The sequence below is a fragment of the Stenotrophomonas maltophilia genome (assembly GCF_004920835.1).
In the GTDB taxonomy this organism is placed as follows: domain Bacteria; phylum Pseudomonadota; class Gammaproteobacteria; order Xanthomonadales; family Xanthomonadaceae; genus Stenotrophomonas; species Stenotrophomonas maltophilia_AQ.
Window position 1 is genome coordinate 74,815 of record NZ_QFHO01000016.1, and the last position, 24,332, is coordinate 99,146.

22 protein-coding genes are annotated in these 24,332 nt (G+C 65.3%); 13 read left to right on the forward strand and 9 right to left on the reverse strand.

All coding sequences use genetic code 11. The annotated features are described in order from the left end of the window. Positions 1–410: 410 nt before the first annotated feature. The 7 genes from DI041_RS12915 (at position 411) to DI041_RS12945 (ending at position 6,368) form a co-directional block, all read left to right on the forward strand. Entirely contained in the window at positions 411–1,397 is a 987-nt protein-coding gene (locus tag DI041_RS12915) for a PhoH family protein (RefSeq protein WP_032969420.1), read from the forward strand. Beyond that, positions 1,394–1,879, forward strand: coding sequence for an rRNA maturation RNase YbeY (ybeY, locus tag DI041_RS12920; RefSeq protein ID WP_019659039.1), 486 nt, complete (start codon positions 1,394–1,396; stop codon positions 1,877–1,879). Before DI041_RS12915 ends, ybeY begins: the two co-directional genes overlap by 4 nt. Before the next feature lie 54 nt (positions 1,880–1,933). Continuing rightward, a complete protein-coding gene (locus DI041_RS12925; RefSeq protein WP_136638779.1) occupies positions 1,934–2,542 on the forward strand; it encodes a hypothetical protein in 609 nt (202 codons plus the stop codon). Positions 2,543–2,570: 28 nt separating this feature from the next. Beyond that, positions 2,571–3,146 (forward strand): hypothetical protein, encoded by a 576-nt coding sequence (locus DI041_RS12930; protein WP_136638780.1) that lies wholly within the window; start codon positions 2,571–2,573, stop codon positions 3,144–3,146. A 64-nt stretch (positions 3,147–3,210) separates the two neighbouring features. Continuing rightward, positions 3,211–4,092, forward strand: a complete 882-nt coding sequence (locus DI041_RS12935; protein ID WP_004151956.1) for a CorC family transporter — start codon at positions 3,211–3,213, stop codon at positions 4,090–4,092. After that, positions 4,089–5,339 carry a lipoprotein N-acyltransferase Lnb domain-containing protein gene (locus tag DI041_RS12940; protein ID WP_136638781.1) on the forward strand — a complete coding sequence of 417 codons (1,251 nt, stop codon included), beginning with the start codon at positions 4,089–4,091 and terminating at the stop codon, positions 5,337–5,339. Before DI041_RS12935 ends, DI041_RS12940 begins: the two co-directional genes overlap by 4 nt. A gap of 6 nt (positions 5,340–5,345) precedes the next feature. Further along, positions 5,346–6,368, forward strand: a complete 1,023-nt coding sequence (locus tag DI041_RS12945) for a magnesium and cobalt transport protein CorA (RefSeq protein ID WP_046983335.1) — start codon at positions 5,346–5,348, stop codon at positions 6,366–6,368. A gap of 74 nt (positions 6,369–6,442) precedes the next feature. On the opposite strand, the gene DI041_RS12950 is transcribed toward DI041_RS12945, so the two are convergent. From DI041_RS12950 to DI041_RS12965, 4 genes are all read right to left on the reverse strand, one after another. After that, positions 6,443–7,807: an NAD-dependent succinate-semialdehyde dehydrogenase gene (locus DI041_RS12950; protein ID WP_046983336.1), complete on the reverse strand. Its 1,365-nt coding sequence runs from the start codon at positions 7,805–7,807 to the stop codon at positions 6,443–6,445. Between the two features lie 83 nt (positions 7,808–7,890). Continuing rightward, positions 7,891–8,733 (reverse strand): ABC transporter permease subunit, encoded by an 843-nt coding sequence (locus DI041_RS12955; protein WP_008267688.1) that lies wholly within the window; start codon positions 8,731–8,733, stop codon positions 7,891–7,893. Continuing rightward, positions 8,730–9,662, reverse strand: a complete 933-nt coding sequence (locus tag DI041_RS12960) for an ABC transporter permease subunit (protein ID WP_012510577.1) — start codon at positions 9,660–9,662, stop codon at positions 8,730–8,732. The genes DI041_RS12955 and DI041_RS12960 overlap by 4 nt, the downstream gene beginning before the upstream one ends. Beyond that, positions 9,659–10,795 (reverse strand): ABC transporter ATP-binding protein, encoded by a 1,137-nt coding sequence (locus tag DI041_RS12965; protein WP_046983338.1) that lies wholly within the window; start codon positions 10,793–10,795, stop codon positions 9,659–9,661. Before DI041_RS12965 ends, DI041_RS12960 begins: the two co-directional genes overlap by 4 nt. 273 nt (positions 10,796–11,068) lie before the next feature. Here DI041_RS12965 and DI041_RS12970 point away from each other — a divergent pair, with 273 nt between their 5' ends. Beyond that, positions 11,069–12,469 (forward strand): flavin-containing monooxygenase, encoded by a 1,401-nt coding sequence (locus DI041_RS12970; RefSeq protein WP_136638782.1) that lies wholly within the window; start codon positions 11,069–11,071, stop codon positions 12,467–12,469. Positions 12,470–12,508: 39 nt separating this feature from the next. On the opposite strand, the gene DI041_RS12975 is transcribed toward DI041_RS12970, so the two are convergent. The 3 genes from DI041_RS12975 to DI041_RS12985 form a co-directional block, all read right to left on the reverse strand. Beyond that, positions 12,509–13,618, reverse strand: a complete 1,110-nt coding sequence (locus tag DI041_RS12975) for a polyamine ABC transporter substrate-binding protein (protein WP_136638783.1) — start codon at positions 13,616–13,618, stop codon at positions 12,509–12,511. A gap of 91 nt (positions 13,619–13,709) precedes the next feature. Next, positions 13,710–15,104 carry a glutamine synthetase family protein gene (locus DI041_RS12980; protein ID WP_046984963.1) on the reverse strand — a complete coding sequence of 465 codons (1,395 nt, stop codon included), beginning with the start codon at positions 15,102–15,104 and terminating at the stop codon, positions 13,710–13,712. Beyond that, positions 15,101–15,862, reverse strand: coding sequence for a gamma-glutamyl-gamma-aminobutyrate hydrolase family protein (locus tag DI041_RS12985; protein ID WP_136638784.1), 762 nt, complete (start codon positions 15,860–15,862; stop codon positions 15,101–15,103). Before DI041_RS12985 ends, DI041_RS12980 begins: the two co-directional genes overlap by 4 nt. Positions 15,863–16,023: 161 nt before the next feature. On the opposite strand from DI041_RS12985, the gene DI041_RS12990 reads away from it, so the two are divergent. Together DI041_RS12990 and DI041_RS12995 are read left to right on the forward strand one after the other, a co-directional pair. Beyond that, positions 16,024–17,301, forward strand: a complete 1,278-nt coding sequence (locus tag DI041_RS12990) for an NAD(P)/FAD-dependent oxidoreductase (RefSeq protein ID WP_136638785.1) — start codon at positions 16,024–16,026, stop codon at positions 17,299–17,301. Between the two features lie 196 nt (positions 17,302–17,497). Further along, positions 17,498–19,108: an MASE1 domain-containing protein gene (locus tag DI041_RS12995; RefSeq protein ID WP_136638786.1), complete on the forward strand. Its 1,611-nt coding sequence runs from the start codon at positions 17,498–17,500 to the stop codon at positions 19,106–19,108. Between the two features lie 120 nt (positions 19,109–19,228). On the opposite strand, the gene DI041_RS13000 is transcribed toward DI041_RS12995, so the two are convergent. Then, on the reverse strand, positions 19,229–19,675 hold the full coding sequence (locus DI041_RS13000; RefSeq protein WP_136638787.1) for a hypothetical protein: 447 nt from the start codon (positions 19,673–19,675) through the stop codon (positions 19,229–19,231). A gap of 247 nt (positions 19,676–19,922) precedes the next feature. Here DI041_RS13000 and DI041_RS13005 point away from each other — a divergent pair, with 247 nt between their 5' ends. The 3 genes from DI041_RS13005 (at position 19,923) to DI041_RS13015 (ending at position 23,455) form a co-directional block, all read left to right on the forward strand. Then, positions 19,923–21,506, forward strand: a complete 1,584-nt coding sequence (locus DI041_RS13005; protein ID WP_136638788.1) for an MASE1 domain-containing protein — start codon at positions 19,923–19,925, stop codon at positions 21,504–21,506. A gap of 58 nt (positions 21,507–21,564) precedes the next feature. Next, positions 21,565–22,908 carry a diguanylate cyclase gene (locus DI041_RS13010; protein ID WP_136638789.1) on the forward strand — a complete coding sequence of 448 codons (1,344 nt, stop codon included), beginning with the start codon at positions 21,565–21,567 and terminating at the stop codon, positions 22,906–22,908. An 85-nt stretch (positions 22,909–22,993) separates the two neighbouring features. Further along, positions 22,994–23,455, forward strand: coding sequence for a bacteriohemerythrin (locus tag DI041_RS13015; RefSeq protein ID WP_065722369.1), 462 nt, complete (start codon positions 22,994–22,996; stop codon positions 23,453–23,455). On the opposite strand, the gene DI041_RS13020 is transcribed toward DI041_RS13015, so the two are convergent. Continuing rightward, positions 23,436–24,332, reverse strand: an 897-nt coding sequence (locus tag DI041_RS13020; protein WP_136640138.1) for an MFS transporter, incomplete at its 5' end; no start/stop codon positions are given. The two genes, DI041_RS13015 and DI041_RS13020, sit on opposite strands and share 20 nt — an antisense overlap.

Genomic DNA, 24,332 nt, shown 5'->3' on the forward strand with positions numbered 1-24,332 from the left:
GGCGAAGCCCTTGCGACAAGGGTCTGAGCCACCTATCCACAGGTTGATTCAGCATCATTCCACAGCGGGTGTGGAAAACCGGCACGGCACGCTGCCGTTGCTCGCCTGGCAGTGGAACATGCGCTGCCATCACGATGAATCCCGGAGTGCGCTGCGAAGTAGCCTCCTTGCGACGCGTTTGTCCTTTCGATGCGGGAGCCCTTGCGGCCGTGACGATTTTTTCACCACCTTCTCATGAGGCTTGTGGCACAAGCACTGCAGAGGTCTATCCACAGGTTTCCTCAGCTCCCGTCCACACCGGGTGTGGAAAACGCTGTATCGCCCTCCTGCTGGCCGTGCGCCCCGTGCGCGCGCTACCCTTGTCCTCCCTGAATACACTGCGGTGGAAGGCTTCCGCCCCACCCAAAGCAATGAAAAGCATCGATCATCGAGACTTCACCCTGTCGCCGGAAGACAACGAGCGATTGGCCAACCTGTGCGGCCCCTTCGATGGCCACCTGCGCCAGATCGAGCTGAAGCTCGGCGTGGAGATCGCCAACCGTGGCTTCGTGTTCCGCATCAGCGGGCCGAACGAGGCCATCGTCGAGGCGCAGAAGCTGGTCGAGGCGCTGTACGCCGAAGCCGGTGAGACCACCTTCGACAACCACGCCATCCATCTGCGCCTGGCGCAGGCCAATGTCGAGCAGATCGCCGAGCGCTCCTACGAAGCACAGGACGTGGCAATCAAGGTCAAGCGCGGCACGGTGCGCGGACGTGGCGCCAACCAGAGCCGCTACCTGCACCAGATCGCCAGCCACGACATCAACTTCGGTATCGGCCCGGCCGGCACCGGCAAGACCTTCCTGGCCGTAGCCAGCGCGGTCGAGGCGCTGAACGAGTCGCGGGTGCAGCGGCTGATCCTGGTGCGCCCGGCAGTGGAAGCCGGCGAGAAGCTGGGCTTCCTGCCCGGCGACCTGAGCCAGAAGGTCGACCCCTACCTGCGACCGCTGTACGACGCCCTGTACGAGATGATGGGTGTGGAAAAGGTGGTGAAGCTGCTCGAGCGCAACGTCATCGAGATCGCACCGCTGGCCTACATGCGCGGCCGCACGCTCAACGATGCATTCGTGATCCTGGACGAAGCACAGAACACCACCATCGAGCAGATGAAGATGTTCCTGACCCGCCTGGGCTATGGCTCGACCGCAGTGGTCACCGGTGACCTGACCCAGACCGATCTGCCCAAGCATGTGAAGTCCGGCCTTCGCGATGCCATCGATGTGCTGCGCGAGGTCGAGGGCGTGAGCTTCACCTTCTTCGAATCCCGCGACGTGGTGCGCCACCCGCTGGTGGCGCGTATCGTCAGTGCCTACGACCGCCGCGACCTGCATCAGATCCAACCTGGAGCAACTCCATGACCCGTGGTCCCGTGCGACTGGACGTCGCCGTCAGTTACGCCCTGCCGCGTGCCGGCCTGCCGGCGGCCGTCAGCTTCCGCAAGTGGGTGGCCGCTGCGCTGAAGGGCCGCATCCGCGAGGCCGACCTGGCCATCCGCGTGGTCGATGCCAAGGAGGGGCAGTCGCTGAACCGCCATTACCGTGGCAAGGACTACGCCACCAACGTGCTCAGCTTCCCGGCCGAAGTGCCCGAAGGCCTGCCCAAGGGCGTGAAATTTCCACTGCTCGGTGACCTGGTGATCTGCGCACCGGTGGTGGCCCGCGAGGCCGACGAACAGGGCAAGGCACTCAACGCGCACTACGCGCACCTGACCGTGCACGGCGTGCTGCACCTGCTCGGCTGGGACCACGAAGACGACAAGGAAGCCGAGGCGATGGAACAGCTGGAGCGTGACATCCTGGCCGAGCTCGGCATCGCCGATCCGTACGCTGGCGAGCGCTGAGCGGGAAACGCCCCCAATGCCCCATGCCGGGGGCCAGAAACCGGAGGAACAAGGATGACCTCGCACGGCAGCTTCATTCCGTTTCTGATTGGCGCCAGCCTGTTTGCCGTCCTGGTGGTGCTCGGTGCCTATGCCGTTCAACGCATCGGCGCCCGTGATCCCGCCGGCAGCCACTGGCTGCTGCGCGGCCTGGCCCTGCTGTCGCCCGTCTGTCTGCTGATCGGGCTGGCGATCGGCTTGATCGGCCCGCATCTCACCGGCGAACGCGAGCCGGTCCATCTTCCCGGAATGTGGGAAACGTCGATGGTGCTGGTGCTGGTGGGTGCACTGACCCTTCCGGTCCTGTGGCGAATGATCCTGCACCGCCGTCTGGGCCGCTCCGTAAACGCGCTGCCGTTCTTCCATGCCAGCCGCACCGCGCTGCTGGTGCTGTTCGTGCTGGCCGTGATCTACATGAAAGTGGCCAGGATCGCGGCAGCGGAACTGATGCCCTGGCTGACCAGCCCGGGCCTGTGGCCGACCGTGGCGCGCATCGCGGGGCAGTTGATGCAGGTCGCCATGCTTGCGGTCGTGCTGACCCTGTCGCTGATGGTCGTACGGCGGGCGATGGTCGGCTTCCTGCGCCTTCTCACCCGGCCTTCCGGGCGTTCGCCGGAGCTATGATGGCGGCCCCCGACCACGGAAACCGCTCGTGTCATTGCGCTGCTGCCTGCCCCTGCTGTGTGCCCTTGCGGCCCCGTCTGCCGTCGCCTCCAGCCTGGACCTGCCGGCGCTGATCGAATGCCGCCAGGGTATGGCCGAGTACGCCGCACTGGCACCGCTGCTGGCCGACCCGCTGAAAGCCGTGGCCCAGGGCCTGCAGCCGCTGCCGCAGGGCAACCAGTTCATGAGCGAGTACCGCCTGGCCCAGCCGATCAGCGTATTTGGCACAGTCACCGAGCGGGTGGCCGTGGCCGGCGCCAGCATCATGGCCGTCCTCGACCAGGCCGACCCGCGGCCGCTGGCCAAGCAGCTGGAACTGGAGACCGGCTACGACCAGGACGGCAAGTTCATGGCCGGGCGCGAGCTGGTCAGCCGCGATATGACCGACCCGAAGACCGGCGAGGCCCAGATCGAGTCGATCATCCTCAGCGTCTCCACCGTGGCCTCCCACCCCGGCAAGACCCTGGCCGGCTGCACCTACAGCCTGGACCTGCCCGAGGAGGAAGCCCCCCGGCCCGAACTGGCCCCACCGCCGATCACTGGACCGGGCAGCGTCGGTAACTGACAGGCCGCCACATCCTGCTAGACTTGGGCCAACGCCCGGCCTGCCGGGTGCCTTTTTTCCAGAGATGTCAGAAGACGACAGTAGTAGCTCCCCCGCGGAGCACAGTGAAAAGAAGCGCGGCTGGCTTGAACGCCTGACCTCCGCCTTCTCCGGCGAACCCCACACCCGCGACGAGCTGGTCGCTGTCCTGCACACCGCGCAGGAAGAGGGTCTGATTGCCGCCGATACCCTGAAGATGATGGAAGGCGCCATTTCGGTGGCCGAGCTGACCGTGGGCGACGTGATGATTTCGCGCTCGCAGATGGTCTCGCTGCCGGTCGAAGCGCCCTTCCTGGAACTGATGAAGCAGGTGGTCGAATCCGGCCATTCGCGCTTCCCGGTGCACGGCGAGAACAAGGACGACATCCTTGGCATCCTGCTGGCCAAGGACCTGCTGCGCGGCGTGGTTGCCGACAACGGCCCGGCCAACGTGCGTGAGCTGCTGCGCCCGGCGGTGCTGATTCCGGAGGCCAAGAAGCTCAACGTGCTTCTCAAGGAGTTCCGCCTGTCGCGCAACCACATGGCCATCGTGGTCGACGAGTACGGCGGTGTCGCCGGCCTGGTCACCATCGAAGACGTGCTGGAACAGATCGTCGGCGACATCGACGACGAGCATGACGAAGCTGAAGATCCCTCGGCGCAGATCGCCATCCAGTCCGACGGCCAGTACGTGGTCGACGCGCTGACCCCGATCGGCGACTTCAACGAGCGATTCGGCGCGACGTTCTCCGACGAAGACTACGACACCATCGGCGGCCTGGTCACCGAGGCCGTGGGCCATCTGCCGGAAGTCGGTGACGAGCTGGCGCTGGACCGTTTCATGTTCCGTGTGGCCCGCGCCGATGCGCGCCGGGTGCAGGCCTTCCACGTGACCGTGCTGCCGCCGGACGCGCAGGACGACGCTTGAAGCGCCGCGGCCTGATCCTGACGCTGTGGCTGGCACTGTGCGTGCTGGCCATGGGCCTGCCGCTGGCCGCCTTCGCGCAGCCTGCGGCAGCCGCGCCTGCCGTACCCGCGACCCACGCCGAAGCCCCTGCCCCGCGCATCGGCGTGGTGACCATGCAGCCGGGCACGGTGTTCTTCGAACGCTTCGGCCATGACGCCATCGTGGTGCTTGATCCGGTCAGCGGCGAGGCGACCTCCTACAACTTCGGCTACTTCGACCCGTCCGAGGACGATTTCATCAGCCGCTTCGCACGCGGCGACATGATGTATTACCTGGTGGCGCTGCCGTTGCAGCAGGACCTGTCGTACTACGACGAGACCGGCCGTGGCGCCAGCGTGCAGTGGCTGGACCTGCGCCCGGACCAGGCACGTGCGCTGGCCGCCGATCTGGCCGAGCGGGCCAAGCCGGAAAACGCGCGCTACCACTACGACTACTACACCGCCAACTGCGCGACGATGGTGCGCGACACGGTGGACAAGGCACTCGGCGGTGGCCTGCACTCGCAGCTGTCGGGCCGCTCGCGTGGCAATACCTACCGCAGTGAATCGGTTCGCCTGGCATCGCCGGCACCGTGGATGTGGCTGGGCTTCGATGTAGGCCTTGGGCCGTTCGCCGACCAGCCGCTGTCGCGCTGGCAGGAAGCCTTCGTACCGATGCGCCTGGCAGATGCACTGCGCCAGGCACGCAACAGCGATGGCCGTCCGCTGGTGCAGTCCGAACAGGAACTGCTGCCGCACCGCATCGACCCGGAGCCGAAGGAGTTCGCACGCCGTTGGTGGCCGTGGCTGCTGTGCGGCCTGGTAATCGCCGCTGGCGTGCTGGCGCTGCGCAACCGCCCGCGCCTGCTGGCGGGGCTGGCCCTGCCGTTCTGGCTGCTGTGCGCCCTGTTCGGTGGCGTGCTGGTGTTCCTGTGGGGCTTCAGCATCCACTACGCCGCATGGGCCAACCGCAACCTGCTGTTGCTCTCGCCGCTGGCGGTGCTGCTGCTGCCGGGTGCGATCGCCCTGCTGCGCCGACGTGTGCCGGGCCGCATGTTCAGGATCGTGCTGTGGCTGCTGGCGGTACAGGCCGTAGCCGCGCTGGTGCTGCACTGGCTGAGCCTGCAGGCGCAGTACAACGTGCAGTGGATCGTGCTGCTGCTGCCGGTCCATGTGGCCCTGGCCTGGGTACTGGGCCGGCGTCCTCACTTGTCGGAAACACGGCACTGACGCACGATGGCGGGCATGTCATTGCCCGCCTCCGCTTCCGCACCTGCTTCGGCCAACCCCGCCTGCGTCATCAACTGCGTCCACTACGATGACGAGGGCAAACGCCACGACATCAGCCTGGATGCCATCAGCGACGTCATCGCCAGTGGCAACGGCTTCGTCTGGGTCGGCCTGTACGACCCCAACGACGATGTGCTGCTGAAACTGCAGGAGGAATTCTGCCTGCACGACCTGGCCATCGAGGATGCGCGCAACGCGCACCAGCGGCCCAAGGTCGAAACCTACGGCAACTCAATGTTCGTGGTGGTGACCACCGCGCAGATGGTCGACGAGCGTATCCAGTACGGCGAAACCCACGCCTTCCTCGGCCCGCGCTTCCTGGTCACGGTGCGCCATGGTGCTTCGCTGTCCTATGCACCTGTGCGCGCACGCGTGGAACGCGAGCCGCAGCTGCTGAAGATGGGCCCGTCGTACTGCCTGTACGCAGTGGCCGACTTCGTGGTCGACAACTACCTGCCCATCGTGCACCGCTTCCGCGACACCCTGGACCTGCTGGAAAAGGACATCTTTGCGGACAACTACAAGCGCAGCACGGTGGTGCGGCTGTACGAGCTCAAGCGCGAACTGAACAAGATGCGGATGGCGGTGGCGCCACTGCAGGACGTACTGGCTCAGCTGCGCCGCTACCAGGGCGAACTGATCCCCGACGAAGTGAAGCTGTACATCCGCGACGTGCACGACCACGCAGTACGCATCAGCGATGTGATCGACACCCTGCGCGAGATGCTGGGCACCGCACTGAGCGTAAACCTGTCGCTGGTGACGCTGGCGCAGGGCGAGACGGTGAAGCGGCTGGGTGCATGGGCGGCGCTGCTGGCGGCGCCGACGCTGATCACCAGCTGGTACGGCATGAACTTCAGCCACATGCCGGAGCTGAGCGAACCGTGGTCCTACCCGCTGATGATCGTGGGCGTGGGTGGCGTGTGCGTGGGGTTGTACCGGTTGTTCAAGCGCGCGAAGTGGTTGTAGCCCGCTTTGGGTAGTGCCGGCCGCGGGCCGGCAACCAGGCAATGCCGGCCAGCGGCCGGCACTACCGTTCGGCATCAAGCCACGTAGACGGTCTTGATGTTCATGAACTCATGGATGCCGTGGTCGGCCAGTTCACGGCCGAAACCGGACTGCTTGCTGCCACCGAACGGCAAGCGCGCATCGCTCTTGACGATGGCGTTGACGAACGCCGCGCCGCATTCCATGCGTTGCGCGAAACGTTCGCCGCGCACTGGATCGCGCGTCCACACGCTGCCGCCCAGGCCAAAACGGGTGTCGTTGGCCACGCGCAGCGCCTCGGCCTCGTCCTTGACCCGGATCACCGCAGCGACCGGACCGAACAGTTCCTCGTCGTAGGCAGGCATGCCCGGGCCGACCTGATCGAGCACGGTGGCCGGATAGCCGGCATGCGTGCCCGCAATCGGCTCACCACCCACCAGCACCCGCGCGCCCTTGGCCACACTGGCCTGCACCTGCTTGTGCAGTTCGTCGCGTAGATCAGCGCGGGCCATGGGTGCCAGCGTGGTGCCGCGCTCGCCGGGATCACCGTATTGGCGCTCGCCCGCAGCTTCAACGAAACGACGGGTGAACTCATCGGCCACCGCGTCGACCACGATGAAGCGCTTGGCCGCGATGCAGGTCTGACCGCTGTTGTCGAAACGCGACTTCACCGCCGTCGCCACGGTCTTGTCGAGGTCGGCATCGTCTAGCACCACGAAGGCATCGCTGCCCCCGAGCTCCATCACCGACTTCTTCAGCTGGCTGCCCGCGTTGGACGCAATCGAGCGCCCTGCCCGTTCGCTGCCAGTCAGGGTCACCGCCTTTACCCGTGCATCGCGCAGCACGTCGGCCGCCTGGTCGTTGTCGATGTGCAGTACATCGAACACGCCATCCGGCAGGCCACCGTCACGGCATACCGCCAGGATCAGGTCGGCACACTGGGGCACATTGCTGGCGTGCTTGAGCAGGGCCACGTTGCCGGCCATGAACGCCGGAGCGAGGAAACGGAACACCTGCCAGATCGGGAAATTCCACGGCATCACCGCGAACACGCAGCCGATCGGCTCGTAGCGCACATAGCTGCGCTGGGCTTCGGTGTCGATCAGCTGCGGCTTGAGGTAATCGGCGGCGTGGTCGGCGTAGAACTCGCAGGCCGCCGCGCACTTGTCGACCTCGGCCAACGCCTCTGCCTTGAGCTTGCCCATCTCGTGGGTCATCGCCTGTTGCAGATCATCGCGGCGCGCACGCAGTTGGCCAGCGATCTGCTTGAGGATCGCCCCCCGTTCCTGCAGCGAGCGCTCGGCCCAGCCGGGGAATGCATCGGCGGCGGCCTGCAGGCGCTGCTCGATGTCGGCAGCACCCATCAGTTCATGGCGGTAGGTCACCTGGCCGGTGGCCGGGTCGACAATCTCGACGGTCATGGGGGATCTCCATCTGGTAGACCCCCATTGTGCGCCGCCGGCCGTGAGCCGGATGTTGCCGACGCTGTCGACAAACCGTGTGCTCAGCCGTTGTCCTGGCGTGCCAGCTGCAGGTCGCGCTGGCGTCGCTTCTCCGCACGCGCATTGATGTACCAGCCGATCACCGCAGCAATGGACACTGCAGACACCAGCAGCGTGGCCAGCGCATTGATCTTCGGGCTGATGCCCATGCGCACCGAGGCGAACACCTTCATCGGCAGCGTAGTCGAGCCCGGCGTGGCGACGAAGCTGGCCACCACCACGTCATCCAGCGACAGGGTGAACGCCAGCAGCCAACCGGCCACCAGCGCCGGTGCGATGATCGGCAGGGTGATGCGCCCGAACACGGTCAGCCGGCTCGCGCCCAGGTCCATTGCGGCTTCTTCCAGCGACAGGTCCATTTCCTGCAGGCGCGAGGACACCACCACGGTGACGAAGCACAGGGTGAAGGTGACGTGGGCGATCCAGATGGTGGTCAAGCCACGTGCCGGGAAGCCGGGAATCGCACCCATCGAGGCCAGCAGCGCCATCAGCGAGAAGCCGAGGATCACATCCGGCATCACCAGCGGCGCGGTCACCAGCGCGCCGAACAGCGGCTTGCCACGGAAGCGCTTGAAGCGCGTCATCACCATCGCCGCCAGCGTGCCCAGCACGGTGGCGGTACAGGCGGTCCAGAACGCAACCACCAGGCTGGTCCACATCGCATCCATCAGCGCGCGGTCGGCGAACAGGTCGCTGTAGGCGCGGGTAGAGAACCCTGCCCAGACCATCGCCAGCCGCGAGCTGTTGAACGAATAGAACATCAACAACAGGATCGGCAGGTACAGGAAGGCAAAGCCGAGCAGCAGCACGCCCAGCCCCAGGCCCTTGGCGGAACGCGGGCTCATGCCTGCTTCCCTTCCAGCAGGCGCTGCTGGGACCGGTTGAACAGCAGGATAGGCACCAGCAGCAACAGAATCATCGCCACCGCCATCGCCGAGGCGCCCGGCCAATTGCGGTTGTTGAAAAATTCATTCCACAGCTGGCGGCCAACCATCAGCGTTTCCGAGCCACCCAGCATTTCCGGAATCACGAATTCGCCAATCGCCGGGATCATCACCAGCATGCAACCGGCGATGATGCCGGCCTTGGACAGCGGCAGGGTGATGCGCAGGAACGCCTGCCACGGCTTGGCACCGAGGTCGTAGGCCGCTTCCAGCAGGCGGTGATCGTGCTTGACCAGGTTGGCGTACAGCGGCAGCACCATGAACGGCAGGTAGCAGTAGACGATGCCGATGTAAGCGGCGGTCGGGGTGTCGATCAGCTGCAGCTTGGGCAGGCCCATGCTGGTCATCAACGATTGCAGGCCGGTGAACTGCAGGAACTGGTCGAGCAGGCCGTTGCGGTCCAGGATCGCCTTCCACGCATACACGCGGATCAGGAACGAGGTCCACGACGGCAGCACCACCAGCATCATTGCCACGTTGCGCGCGGCCGGCGACAGGCGGGCGATGGCATAGGCCATCGGGTAGCCGATCAGCAGGGTCAGGAAAGTGGAGATGGCCGCGATCTTGATCGAGCTCAGGAAGGCCTGCGCATAGATCGAGTCGCGGAACAGGGCCAGGTAGTTCTCGAGGTTGAGCTTGAGCGAGAACGCGCCGTCCACGTACTGCAGCAGCCAGGTGTACGGCGGCGAGCCGACCCGGCTGTGCGAGAAGCTGATCATCAGCACGATCAGGAACGGCACCGCGAAGAACAGCAGCAGCCACAGGTACGGAATACCGATCACCGTGGCACGCAGCCCCGGCAGCCAGCGCTTCAGGCCGGCGACGCTCATGAGGTCAGCACCACGCCATCGTTGTCGCGCCAATGCACCCACACTTCGTCGCCCCAGGTCAGGCCATCGCTGGCCCAGCGCTGCGAGTTGGCGAAGTTGGCCAGCACCTTGGCGCCGCTGGGCAGCCGCACGTGGTAGACCGAGTGGCTGCCGAAGTAGGCGATGTCTTCGATCACGCCCTGCGCCTTGTTGGTGTGCCCTTCCGGCTCGTCCTTGCCGATCATCACCTTCTCGGGGCGCAGCGCGAACGCAACCGGTTGCCCTTCATAGCAGGTGATGCCATGGGCGATGTAGATCGGCGCGGGGAACAGCGGGGTGCGCACGGTCACGTACTCGGGCAGGTCCTCGTCGATCACGCCGTCGAAGGAATTGACTGAACCGATGAAGCCCGCGACGAAGCGGTTGGCCGGCTGCTCGTAAACCTCGTCCGGCTTGCCGACCTGCTGGATCCAGCCGGCATCCATCACTGCGATGCGGGTGGCCATGGTCATCGCTTCTTCCTGGTCGTGGGTGACCATCACACAGGTCACGCCCGACGATTCGATGATGCTGACCAGTTCCAGCTGCATCTGCGAGCGCAGCTTCTTGTCCAGCGCGCCCATCGGCTCGTCCAGCAGCAGCAGCTTCGGCCCCTTGGCCAGCGACCGCGCCAGCGCCACGCGCTGCTGCTGGCCGCCGGACAGCTGGTGCGGCTTGCGCTTGCCCAGGTGACCCATCTGCACCAGGTCCAGCATCTCGCCCACGCGCTTGCTGATCGCGTCCTTTGCCATCCCGTCCTGCTTCAGGCCGAAGGCGATGTTCTGCTCGACCGTCATGTGCGGGAACAGGGCGTAGGACTGGAACATCATGTTGACCGGCCGCTGGTACGGCGGCAGCGCGTCCAGGCGCTGGCCATCGAGGGTGATGCTGCCCTTGGTAGGCGTCTCAAAGCCGCCGAGGCAGCGCAGCAGGGTCGATTTGCCACTGCCGGAGCCACCGAGCAGGGCAAAGATCTCGCCCTTGCGCACGTCCAGATTGACGTCGTCGACGGCGACGAAACCGTCGAATTCCTTGCGCAGGTCACGAATGGAGAGATAGCCGGGCGCACCGGTCGTGTCGACGACGGCGGCTACCGGCTGGGCTTCAACGGGCATGGGGGCTCCGGGAGCGGGCGGTGGACAGCGGCCGCCATTCTAACGGCCGGTGGGCGCAGGGGATATGACGGCGGCAGGCGGAAGCGGCCGCTGGCCGGCTCCGGGGCTCCGAGGGGTGTCGGTTTTCCCCCGTAATGGTGGCCTGTCCGCTCAAAGGCCGCGGCTCGCCCGGACGCCCATGCCGCCGTCCCGACCAGACAGCACGGGCGACGGCCCGTTCTGCAACGTTTTTCAGAACCGGATCTGTTGAAGGCACGGGGCATTCCCCGCGCAATGGCCCTGATCAAGGCCTTGCATGGACCCACCCTGGTGATTTCCCCGGACAACCCCTCCCCCTTCCTGCCCCGCCTACCGGACTCCCTGCCTGCCAGGCTGCCGCTGGTCATCATCGGCGCCGGCCAGGCCGGGCTGTCCCTCAGCGCGCTCCTGCAGGAGGCCGGAATCGAGCATCGCGTGCTGGAGGCCGAAACCGTGGGCGCCAGCTGGCAACGGCGCTGGGACTCGTTCCAGACCAACACCGCCAACGCGACGATGGCCCTGCACGGCCACGCTTACGCGGGCGATGACCCGGAAGGCTTCATGGGGGCCTCGGAGGTGATCCGGCGGCTGCGCGACTATGCCCGCGAGCGCTCGTTGCCGATCAACGAGGGATGTGGGGTACGTCGGGTCGCACCTGAGTCCGGTGCCTACGCCATCGACAGCAGCCAGGGGCCGATCCACGCCCGCGCAGTGGTGGTCGCCACCGGTGAATACCGCCGCGCGCGGATGCCCAGGGTCCCTTTCGCGCCCGCGCCGGGTCTGACGGTGCTGCACTCCGGCGACTACCGCAGCCCCCGCCAGCTGCCCGACGGCGGCGTGCTGGTCATCGGTGGCGGCCAGTCCGGTGCGCAGATCACCCAGGACCTGCGCGACAGCGGTCGCAGCGTGTACTGGTCACTGGCCCAGCGGCATTCGCATACCCGCCGGCTGCGCGGCAAGGACTCGATGACCTGGTGGGACATGGCCGGGCGCATCCACCAGCACGTGAGTGAAGCGGCCGCCGTACTGGCTGGCGAACCGGATGCGCTGCGCAAGGCCCGCACCGCGGAGTTTCCGCTGATTTCCGGGAAGGGAAGTGCCGGCCTGGGGAGCTCGATCAGCCTGCTGGCGATGCACCGCGCGGGCATCAGACTGCTGGGCCGGTTGCAGGGCTTCGAAGGAAACGTCGCCCGCTTCGCCGATGTGCGCCCGCAGCTGCATACCGCGATCAAGGCCACGCGCGCCGAGTATGCCTATCTCGATTCGCTGGCCAGCGCGTACTACGCCACGCGGCCCGAACCGCGTACCGACGATGCCCGCTACATTCCCGAAGAGGTCTATCTGCACTGGGAGCCGGACGCCGCTCCGCTTGAACTGGATCTGCAGGCGGAAGGCATCCGCTCGGTGGTGCTGGCCACCGGCTTCGTTGCCGAATGGCCGTGGCTCGACGTGCGGGGCGCGCTGGATGCACACGGCTATCCGCTCGGCGAGTTCGGCGTTTCCCCGCAGCCGGGGCTGTTCTTCATCGGCATGCACAACCTGCAGCGGATGAGTTCGTCGTTCCTGTGCAACGGCGGCCGCGATGCGCGCGACCTGTTGCCGGCGATCCTGCGACACCTTGGCCAGGGCGGCGGTACCGCGCCGGGCCAAGGATGAAGCAATCCGACGGGCATGGCCCGTCGGCGCCAGACCGGCTTAGCGGCCGGTCTTCACCTCGGTCCACAGTCGGGTGTAGAGCTTGTCGGTCTCCGGCGTGTTGATCGAGTACGTGAACATCTTCGCGGCCACGTCGGCCGGCGGGTAGATGGTCGGGTCGGTGCGGATCGCCTCATCCACCAGCGGGGTCGCAGCCGGCACCGGGTTGGCGTAGTGGATGAAGTTGGTGTTGGCCGCGGCAACCTTCGGCTGCAGCAGGTAGTTGATGAACGCGTACGCGGCTTCCGGATGCTTGGCATCCTTCGGGATCGCCAGCATGTCGAACCACTGCGGGGCGCCTTCCTTCGGGATCGAATAGGCCACGTGCACGCCGTTGCTGGCCTCCTCGGCGCGGTCGCGGGCCTGGATGATGTCACCCGACCAGCCGACCACCAGGCAGGTGCCGCCATTGGCCAGCGAACCCACGTACTGCGAGGAGTGGAAGTTCTGCACGTACGGGCGGATCGACTTCAGCAGATCGGCCGCCTTCTGCAGCTCGGCCGGATCACCGCTGTGCGGGTCCAAGCCCAGGTAGTGCAGCGCGATCGGGATCATGTCCGCCGGCGTGTCCAGGATGGTCACGCCGCAGTCCTTCATCTTGCTGATGTTCTCCGGCTTGAACACCAGGTCCCAGCTGTTGGCGATGTCGGCGCTGCCGCCGAAGCGTTCCTTCAGCATATCCACGTTGTAGCCGATGCCGGTAGTGCCGATCATGTACGGCACGCCGTACTGGTTGCCCGGATCCTGGGTGGCGATGCGCTTCATCACCGCCGGGTCGAGGTTGGCCAGGTTGGGGATCTTGCTTTTGTCCAGCGGCAGGAACACGCCGGCCTGGATCTGGCGACCGAAGAAGTTCAGCGTCGGCACCACCACGTCGTAGCCGCTGTTGCCGGCCAGCAGCTTGGTCTCGACCATCTCATCGCTGTCGAACACATCGTAGGTCACCTTGATCCCGCTCTCCTTCTCGAAGGTCGGGATGGTGTCCTCGGCGATGTAGTCGCTGTAGTTGTAGACGTTCAGGACCTGGCTGTCCTGCGCGCCGCCGTTGCCACCGCTGCAGGCGGCAAGCATGGCGGAGGCCAGGCCGAGCGTGAGGATACGCAGCTTCATCGGGTGCTCCAGAATGCGGGAAGGGGGGCCGGCGGGGCCGGCGACGGGTGCCAGCCTACCCCCCGGCGGCGGATTTTTCTATTCCAGATGCTCAGACGTTCAGCAGCAGGAACTCGCGCTCCCACGAACTGATGACACGGAAAAAGGTCTCGTATTCCTTGCGCTTGACCGAAATGTAGGCACGGCAGAAGCGCTCGCCCAGCAGGGCCTGCAGCTCGCTGCACTGCTCCAGCCCGTCCAGCGCTTCACCCAGCGAGCGCGGCAGGTTGTAGCCCAGCTCCTTGGCGCTGCCGGTCACCGGTGCATCCGGTGCCAGCCGCTCGCGGATACCGAGCAGGCCACAGGCCAGGGTCGCAGCCATCGCCAGGTAAGGGTTGGCGTCGGAACCGGCGAAGCGGCTCTCCACACGCATGTTCTCCGGCGTATCCAAGGGCACGCGCAGGCCGCAGGTGCGGTTGTCGAAGCCCCAGTGCACGTTGCTCGGCGAGACCTCGCCAAACACCAGCCGGCGGTAGGAATTCACGTTCGGCGCGAAGAACGCCATGGCCATCGGCACATACTTCTGCAGGCCGGCCAGGTAGTGGGCGAACAACGGGCTGAAATCTTCCCCGCCATGTTCGCCGGTGAACACGTTCTGGCCATCGCTGATCCGCAGCAGGCTCTGGTGGATGTGCATGGCACTGCCCGGCTCGTTCTCCATCGGCTTGGCCAGGAAGGTGGCATACACCCCGTGTCGCATCGCCGATTCGCGCATGGTGCGCTTGAACAGGAACACCTGGTCGGCCAGGTCCATCGCGTTGGCATGGGTGAAATTGACTTCCAGCTGCGCCGCACCGGACTCGTGGATGAGCGTATCCACGTCCAGCTTCATCGCATCACAGTAGTCGTACATCAGGTCAAGGATGGGGTCGAATTCGTTGACCGCATCGATCGAGTAGGACTGGCGGGCCGTTTCCGGCCGCCCCGAGCGACCGGCCGGCGGCAGCAGCGGGAAATCGGGATCGGTGTTCTTCTGCACCAGGAAGAACTCCAGCTCCGGCGCCACCACCGGGCGCAGGCCCAGCTCCGTGTAAGCGTCCAGCACCCGTCGCAGCACGTTGCGCGGCGCCAGCTCGTGCGGCTCGCCGGTCTTGGTGTAGCAATCGTGGATGACCTGCGCGGTCGGATCGGTGGCCCACGGCACCATGCGCACGGTATCGGGGTCCGGACGCAGGATCATGTCCGAATCCGACGGCGAGGTCAGGTCGTAGTAATCGTCCGGGAACTCGCCGGTGACGGTGGTCGCGAAAATGCCTTCCGGCAAGCGCGTGCCGTAATCATGCGAGAACTTGTCGGCGGGAATGATCTTGCCGCGGGCGTTGCCAGTGATATCCGGCACCAGGCATTCGACCTCGGTGATGCGCCGCTCCTTCAGCCAGCGCAGCAGACTGCTTTCCTGCGGTGCGGGGGGCGTGGCCGTCTTGCGCGGGCGCGTTCGGGAACTCATCGGGAATCCAGTCGGTTCTGTTGGTGCTGCCGGCAAGCTTGGCCGAACGCACGGAAAATAGCGTGATAGAACGGCGCCTGCATGACACGCCACTCCGGGTGCCACTGTACGCCGAGCACGAAACGATGGTGCGGACTGCGTGCGGCCTCGATCAGACCATCGTCGGCCCAGGCCTCGACCTGCAGGCCTTCGGCGAGGCGCGCAATGCCCTGCCCATGTACCGAATTGACCTGCACGCGATCGCCTCCATGCCACTGCGCCAGCCAGCCATCGGCGACCAGGGTGACCGCATGGGCCGGCCCGTACTGCACATCCACCGGCGCCTGCGGGTCTTCGCGGTGGTCGGCCAGGCCCGGCACCGCATGCACCTGCGGATGCAGGCTGCCACCGAGCGCGACGTTCAGTTCCTGGAAGCCGCGGCAGATCGCCAGCACCGGCATGTGCAGCGAAAGCGCTTCGTGCAGCAACGCAAACGCATTGGCATCGCGGGCCGGGTCATGCGGATTGCCGGGCCAGCTGCGGCCGCCCTCGTAGTGCTGCGGTTCGATGTTGCTGACCGCACCAGTCAACAGCAAGCCATCGAGCCCGTGCAGCCAGTCGCCAGCCGGCAACGGAGGCTGCAGGCTCGGCAGTACCACCGGTGTGACCTCGGCTGCATCGGCCAGCGCGCGCACATACTTCTCGCCGGCCAGCGCGAAACGATGATGGCCGAGCACGGTGCTGTCGGTGGGCAGGCCCACCCAGGGCAGGCGGCGCATGGGAAAACTCCTTGGCGTGCCGACACGTTACCCGTCGGCCCGCGAATGCGGCAAGTCGTCGCCGTCACACCATGACCGTCACGCATCGGCGAAACTAGTCGTGTGAACGCTGATCGTCCTCCCCCGCTCCGTCCTTCCGTACTGCGCCTGCGAGGCCGGCGGTGAGCGCCGCCTTCCCGCCCAGCTGGTATGCCGCCAGCCTGCCCGAACCACCCGCACTGTCCCCACTGCAGGGCGACGTGCAGGCCGATGTCGCGGTGCTTGGCGCCGGCTACACCGGCCTGACCGCCGCGCTGGAGCTGGCCGCGCGTGGACAGCGCGTAGTGGTGCTGGAAGCGCAGCGGATCGGCTGGGGCGCGTCCGGCCGCAACGGCGGCCAGGCACTGGTCGGCTATGGCTGCGAGGTGGACGAACTGGAGCGCCAGCTCGGCCGCGACGACGCGCGCCACCTGTTCGACTGGTCACGTGACGCGGTCGGGGCAATGCGCACGCGCATCGATCGCCACGGCATCGACTGCCATTGGGTGGAAGGCCATGCCAGCGTCGCCATCCGCGAACGCCATGAGCGTGAACTAATGGCCAACTGCGAGCACCTGCAGCGCCACTACGGCTACCCGATGCAATGGTGGGACCGTGATGCCCTGCGCGCACAACTGGACAGCCCGCGCTACCGCGCAGCGATGTTCGATCCGCTCAGCGCGCACCTGCAGCCCCTGGCCTATGCCCGCGGACTGGCCGATGCAGCGCGCGCCGCTGGCGTGGTGATCCACGAGAACTCCAAAGTGACCCGCGTGCAGCGTGGACCGCAGCCTGCCCTGCATACCGCTCAGGGCAGCGTGCGCGCTGCGCATCTGGTGGTGGCCGGCAACGCTTGGCTGCAGGGCCTGCTACCTGAGCTGGAGCGGCGGATCATGCCGGTCGGCACCTATATCGGTGCCAGCGAACCGCTGGGTGCTGAACGCGCCCGGGCGCTGATTGGCAACAATATGGCCGTGGCCGACACCGCTTGGGCACTGGATTACTTCCGTCTCAGCCACGACCACCGCCTGCTGTTTGGCGGCCGCGCCAGCTACTCGGCCCTGCCCCCACCCGGCCTGCGCGGCGTGATGCAGCGGCGCATGCACCAGGTGTTCCCGCAGCTGGCCGACGTGGCCCTGGACCAGGTCTGGGGCGGTTACGTGGACATCACCCGCAACCGCGCCCCGCACTGGGGCCGGCTGGATGGCAACCTGTACTTCGCACAGGGCTTCTCCGGCCATGGCGTGGCCTCCGCCGGGCTGGCCGGTGAGGTGATCGCCGCCGCGATTGCCGGCCAGAGTGAGCGCCTTGACGTGTTCCAGCGCCTGCGGCATGCCCCCTTCCCCGGCGGCCGGCTGCTGCGCACACCGCTGCTGGTGGCGGCGATGTCCTGGTACAAATTGCGGGATGCGCTGTGGTGAGTTGATCAGGGATCCCCCTGAATCAGCTGCCTCGGAAACTGTGAAACCCGTCGCCACGGCAATTCATGTGATGATTTTCTCACTTGCCCGGCACTGCGCTGCAGTGATTGCATAATCGAACGCGTGTCGATACCGTCGGTAAGAACCGGGTCCCGCGGCGAATGGATGCTGACAGGGAACGTACTGTGAAGGGGTAGTGCGATTGAATTGGTGGAATGAAGGCCTGCAGCTGAAGTTGCGCATCCATCCGGCAGGACTTGCCTTGGCTGTGCTGTATGCCATTGCCTGTTGGGCCACCCGCCAGTTGTCCCTTGATCAGTTCTATCTGCCCGCTGGTGTACGCGTGGCTGCGGTACTGCTCTGCCCTCCTCGGCTTTGGCCCTATCTCCTGCTGGGCGAGTACGCCTATTTCGCACAGATGCGAGTGCCGATGATCGATCGGTACGGGCTGACATGGGTCATTCTCGGCTCGGTGTTCCAGATGCCGGTTGTAATGACGATCGTCTATCTCCATCGCAATGTAATCTCGGCAGTAAAGAACGCTTGGCTCATCTCGATTGCTGCCTTCGCTGCAGTTTCCGTCACACTGATCAACCTGCTTCTGGCGAACTCCCTCTGGCCAACACCCCCCGCTTTTCCGCTGTTGACCGGAATCGTCCGCCTGGTAGTAGGTGACTTCATCGGCATACTCACGTTTGCGCCGCTTGTGCTGCTGTGGTCGCGAGGCAAGGCTGAAGTGCAGGTCCGGAAACGGGATATCGCACAGATGGCAGGAGCGCTTGCGCTGATGGTCGTGTTCGGCCTTTGGGCTGCGGACGTACCTGCTGATGCAGTGACGACAAAAGTGTCCCTGCAACTCCTCATGGCGCTTCCCGCCGTTCTTCTCACATGCGTGTATGGGTGGCGGGGCGCCGCCATCGGCGTGCCGACCCTGAACATGATTATCGGTCTGACAACACCCTCGTCTCACCCTGAGTCATTCGATCCTGCATCGTTCGCGACCCAGCAGATCATGGCCGTCACGGGCGCAGCACTGCTCATACTGGGCTCCCGGATCACTCACTACTATCACCGTTATCGACTGCGGGAGGTCGGCGAGAAAAATGCCATCAGACTTGCTCGGAGCTCCCATGTCGCCAGTGAGCTGGATCTTCGCGAACGCGCGTTTCATCTGCGGAAGCTTGGGGATGGCATAGATCATGCGCTTGACGAGGTGATCAACTGGCTTACTGCACAAGGCCATCATGCGATTGCGGAGAGCCTTGTACATGTGGCGTCGATTCATTCGCGCCAGTTCCGCGAGCAGACAAGCATGATTTATCCGACCGCCCTGGAGCAGCTCGGCCTTTATGTTGCCCTCCGAGCAGGTGGCGTTCGCGAAGCATGGGAAAAAACGGCTCGCGTCGCCAATCCGTCGTTGCTTGGCGACCCCTGTCAACTCAGTGTCGGAATGCAGCTTGCTGCCTACCGCACTGTGATAGATGCGGTGTCACTGCTGATCCAGGGTGAAACGGGACAGATCCACGTGCGGGCGCGTTGCGGACGGACGGGTTCACATCGTGGAATCCTGATAGCGGTGTCACTGCTGGATCAACATCAACGCCTTTCGGACACAACCGTCGCCGCCGCGATGGAACGACTGGCCGGCAAGACGCTTGCCTACGGCGGCACACTGAAATGCAACCGAAATCGCATCGTGCTGGCAATGAAGGAAACGGGTACAGCCGCTCCTCTGGATGCTTTTTCATCAGATGCCCGGAACAGCCTTTCGGGACTCGAAGCGGGTCCCTCACGCGCTCAGGCTTGAACGACAAGGTCTACTGACTTCTGTTCCGATAGCAGGCATTTGCCCCCCCCCTGAGCGTGGTCGCGGAAACGTGCAAGCGGTTTTGATCGCTCGCACGCCTCAAGCCCTCCGGTCCGGGCGCTACGGTGTTTCGACAGACCAGATGTCGCCATCCGCGGTGGCATACCGCACCAGTACCACGTCCTGCGCACGATACACCTCGGAACGCTTTGCAGTGGATGGGACAGTGAGTCGCTGACCGGGAAGCGAAACAAGTGCTGCGGACTTGCCGGCAGGCAATGCAAAGTACGCACCAGCGGCATTGCCGATGATCAGCTTTACCTGCCCGGTCAGATCGTTGACCTGTAGGTAGACCATGCCATCGCGTTGGAAGGCATACACCTGCCAAGCGGGATCGGCGCTGATGTCTGCGGCGGCAGGGCTGGTCTCACCAAGGCCTGCCTTCGAAACTGCGGCACTTGCCAAGGGACTGCCGTGGTAGTCCCCCCCCCCTTTATCACCCGCGAATACCGGAGCTGCGGCGAACAATGTTGCCCCGGTCACAACACCAACAAGTATGGATCGCACAATGACCTCCTGGTCGGAATGAGAGCAAACAACCTCGAGACGATAGTAGCGTCTTCCCGCCACAACAAAGTGATTGACGGATAATCCGGACGATTTAGTTTCATTCGTGCACCCCTGCCCCCTTCCCCCTGCCCGCACCATGTCATCTGCAGAAGAAGGACGGTGCTGATTGCGCCTGCGACGATCTATTGGATAGTGTCCAGTAGCCGGCCAGCGGTGGCTGGGCGGGAGCAAAGGAGTCTTGTTTTTGGACAGATTCAAGAAGGCAATTGAACTGAGCTTCCGGATCCGTCCGGTCGGTCTTGTGCTGGCCGCCGCCTATGCGGCCAGCTGCCTCATATCGCGTCAGTTCTCGCTCGATCAGTTCTTCCTGCCCGCAGGCATCCGGGCAGCGGCACTGCTGATCGTCCCGCCCCGCTTGTGGCCTTACCTGTTGCTGGGCGAATACATCTACTTCGCGACGCTGCGCATCCCCATGATTGATGCCTACGGCTTGGCGTGGGTCATCCTGGCGTCAACACTGTTGATGCCGATGGCGATGCTGGTGGTCCACCTTCACCTCAGGAGAATGCCGTCCGAGGCCGTCACCGGTCTCTGGCTGCTGTCGTTATCGATCTGCACGGCACTGTTCGTCCCGGGTCTAAACCTGAGCATTTCATATATCCTCTGGTCGAACCCTCCGCCGAGCAACCTGCTGGACGCGGTCGACCGAACGATCTTTGGTCACTTCGCGGCCATCATCACCCTGCTCCCACTGGCCTTCCTTTGGGCGCAGCGGCACGCGGATCCCAGTTGGAGCACCCGCTTTGTAGCGCCTACAGCTGCGGCGATCCTGGCGATGCTGATACTGGGGTTGGGCATGCAGTTGACAGCCGGCAGTGCCCATACCACCCGCACACACCTTGTCCTGCTGGCCGCGCTGCCCGCCATCGCCCTGACCTTCATGCATGGGTGGCGTGGCGCTGCCATCGCGATTCCGCTATTGAATCTCCCGCTTCACGGCGCTACGCCCAGCACTGGCCTGCCGTCTTCTTTCGACCTCGGCACGTTCGCAACCCAGCAGAACATGGCAGTCATGAGCATCGCACTGCTCGCGCTGGGATCCAGCATCAGCTATCACCATCAGCGTGCACGGTCCCGCGGCCTGGCAGAGAAAACCACGTTGCGCCTGGCACGCAGTTCACACCAGACCAGCGAACGTGAACTTCGCGAGCGCGCTGCCCACCTCAAGCACCTGGGCGAAGGCATGGATAATTCGCTCGGCGAGATGATCAGCTGGCTGAGGTCCCAGGGCCACCACGCGGTAGCCAACAGCCTGCAACACGCTACTTCCGTGCACTCGCGCCTGTTTCGTGAACAGGCCAGTCTGGTCTACCCTACGGGACTGGAGCAGGTGGGGCTCTATGTCGCCCTTCAGGGCGGCGGCGCTTACGAAATATGGAGCAACACCCACCGCGTCACGCAGCCCCGGCTGACAGGCAATCCCTCCGCGCTGAATGTGGATCTGCAACTGGCGATCTACCGCACATTGATCGAAGCAGTTTCGCTGCTGCTGGAACTGGAAGCGGGGCAGGTCTACGTGCGAGCGCGATGCGGCAGTGTTGGCAACCGCCGTGGCATCGTAGCGGTCATCGCCCTGCTTGACCGCGGATGTGCGTTGTCGCCGCAGACAACCCACCAGGCCTTCGAACGTCTGGCCGGCAGGATGCTGGCCTACGGCGGCGCGGTGCATTGTCGTGGCAACCGACTGCGTCTCGTGTTGCACGAACCGACCACGACGCCTCAATCCACGATCCCACAGCCGGCCCAACCGCGCCCCCTGCCCGGCTAAAGTTACGCCCGAAACCGCCGCTATCCGTGCCGAGCCCTCCTTCGTGAGCCACCGCATCATGCCCGTCCTGCCGCAGGCCGCCGTCGATGGCGACCTGGCCGATCCGTTGCCACAGCGGATCCTGCTGGTCGAAAACTCCCGTGCCTTTACCGGCATGCTGCGCGAAGCCATCGAGCAACGCCTGGAACTGCCGGTGGTGATCGCCTCCACCCTGGCCGAGGCAGACCGCCTGCTCAGCGAAGGGGGCGGCTGGTTCCTGGTGCTGACCGGGCTGGTATTGGCCGATGGCGACCGCGACACGGTGGTCGAGTTCTTCCTCAAGCGCGACCTGCCCACCGTGGTGGTCAGCGGCGTGTATGACGAGGACCTGCGCAAGCGCGTGCTGCAGCAGCAGATCATCGACTACGTGCTGAAGAACACCCCCGGCAGCATCGACTACCTGGTGTGGCTGGTGCAGCGGCTGGAACGCAACCGCCGCATCGCCGCGCTGGTGGTGGACGATTCGCCCTCCGCGCGTGGCTATGCCGCCGCCCTGCTGCGCATGTACGGCCATGAGGTGCATGAAGCCGCCGACGGCAACGAGGGCCTGGCCGCGATCGAGGCGCATCCGGCAATCCGCCTGGCGGTGGTCGACCAGGAAATGCCCGGCATGCAGGGCGTGGAATTCACCCGCCGCCTGCGCACCCTGCGCTCGCGCGACAAGGTGGCGGTGATCGGCATCTCCGGCAACACCGACGCCTCGCTGATCCCGCGCTTCCTGAAGAACGGTGCCAATGACTTCCTGCGCAAGCCATTCTCGCGCGAAGAGTTCTTCTGCCGCGTCTCGCAGAACGTGGACCAGCTGGAACTGATCGGCACCCTGCAGGATCTGGCCACCCGCGACTTCCTTACCGGCCTGCCCAACCGCCGCTGCTTCCTGGAGCAAAGCCAGCGCCAGTTGCCGCAGCTGCAGCTGCATGGCCAGTGCGTGGCGGTGGCGATGATCGACATCGATCATTTCAAGCACATCAACGACACCCACGGCCACGAGGCCGGCGATGATGCGCTGCGCGCGGTGGCCGGTGCGGTGGCCGCGCATGCACGCAGCCAGGACCTGATCGCACGCTTCGGTGGCGAGGAATTCTGCCTGCTGGTGCCGGACATGGAACAGGACGAGGCACTGCAGTACTTCGAGGAACTGCGTCAGCGCATTGCCGCACTGGAAGTGGACATCGGCACCGCCACCCTGCGCATGACGGTCAGCATCGGCCTGTGCTGCCTGCGCCCGCAGCGTGATGCACTGCACCGGCTGATCTCCGAGGCCGACCGCCAGCTGTACCTGGCCAAGGCCGGTGGCCGCAACCGGGTCACCTGCACCACGGTGGCCAGCCAGCTGCGCCCGCGCGAGCCCGCCCTGCCCTGACCGGCCTGCTTTGATCCAGATCAACGCCGCCCAGCGGCGGCGCCCCTACAGTCGGCCCCGACATACGCATGAAGGGGAGCCGGGGATGGCACTACTGGTCTGGCAGGACGATCTGAACATCGGCATCGATGTGATCGATCAGCAACATCGCCGCATCATCGAGATGCTCAACCACCTGCACGTGGCACAGACCAGCATGCAGCGTGCGGCGGTGGGTGAAGTGATCGACGAGGTGGTGGACTACACCATGTCGCACTTCGCATTCGAAGAAGAACTGATGGAGGAAGCGGGCTATCCGTTCTGTGCCGCGCACAAGCGCGTGCATGAGGTCTTCATCAAGCGGGTATCGGAATACCGCATGCGCTTCCAGGCCGGCGAAGACATCAGTGACGAGCTGCGCACCATGCTCTCGCGCTGGCTGTTCAATCACATCCGCGGCGATGACCAGGCCTATGCCGAACAGGTCAAGGCGCACCTGAACCAGTTCGCCCGCGAACACCAGGGCGGCGGTTGGCTGGGGCGCACGCTCAAGCGCTTCTTTGGTTGAGCCGCAGGGCGCGCCGGTGCAGTGCCACCAGCGCGCACAGGGTCGCCACCGCGGTCAGGCACAGGTAGTAGCCCACCGCGACCAGGCCGAAGCGTTCGGCCAGCCAGGTGGCCAGGTACGGCGCCGGCGCCGCACCAAGGATGCCGGCCAGGTTGAACGACAACGAGGCACCGGTGTAGCGCACTTCCACCGGGTAGATCTCGGCCAGGAAGGTGCCGCAGGGGCCGTAGGTCAGGCCCATCAGGAACAGGCCCAGGCACAGGAAACCGGTGACCAGCCACGGGCTGTGCGGCTGGAACAGCGGCGCGAACAGTACGCCGAAACCGATGATCAGCAGACTGGCGACGATCATCGTGCGGCGCGTGCCCCAGCGGTCGCCATAGCGTGCCGACAGCGGAATGCCCAGCGCGAAGAACAGCATGCCGGCCATCTGCATCAGCAGGAACTGCTCGCGGCTGTAGCCCAGCACTGCGGTGCCATGTCCGAGACTGAACACCGTCATCAGGTAGAACAGCACGAAGGTGGCGAACGCACCCAGCGTGCCCAACAACATCGGCACCGGGTGGTCACGCAGCACCGTCAGCATCGGCAGCCGCACCGGGGCCTTGCGCTCCAGCGCCTTCTTGAAATCCGGCGTCTCGTGGATGTTCAGGCGCACCCACAGGCCGAGGCCGACCAGCAACGCGCTGGCCACGAACGGAATGCGCCAGCCCCATTGCAGGAAGTCGTCCTGGCTCAGGCAGCGGCCCAGCACCAGGAAGATGCCGGCCGACAGCAGGAAGCCCAGCGGTGCGCCCAGCTGCGGGAACATGCCGTACCAGGCGCGCTTGCCCGGTGGTGCGTTCTCGGTGGCCAGCAGCACCGCCCCACCCCATTC